At 44.0% G+C, this 386-nt stretch carries 1 protein-coding gene; it reads right to left on the minus strand.

The genetic code is table 11. From position 1 onward, the window contains the following. Positions 1–302: type VI secretion system tube protein TssD (tssD, locus tag EYW48_RS21560; RefSeq protein WP_277433087.1), on the minus strand; the 302-nt coding region annotated here is incomplete at its 3' end. Positions 303–386 lie beyond the last annotated feature (84 nt).

Consider the following 386-nt stretch of genomic DNA (forward strand, 5'->3'; position numbering starts at 1 on the left):
GTGCGGTACCATTTTAGCTCAACCGATTTCATCTTCTCGCCAGACGCCAATGCGTTATAAAGAAGCGGAACCGCTTTATTTAGCGCTACGGTAAATTTGAATGGCTTATGAACACGTTGACCAGAAGGCTGACCAGATTGTGGGTCAGTTGGGACGGTTACCACGTGGTCAAATTGTTGAACTAACATTTGGTCTTCATGACCTTCAACGAAGGCATCGCCGATAGAATCAGTAGATAGAGCGCCTGCAGTGATAAGACCCTGAGTTTCGCCGTCGATAGAGATATAACATGGAGTTGGCATTGCAAATTCCTTACTTTACTTAAATGATGAATGTATTTTGCGCAAATTCATCACCTATAGAGCAAGGTCGATGCCAACCTTAAG

Origin of the sequence: Vibrio sp. 1180_3 (assembly GCF_029478545.1) — a bacterium.
Lineage (GTDB): Bacteria > Pseudomonadota > Gammaproteobacteria > Enterobacterales > Vibrionaceae > Vibrio > Vibrio aestuarianus.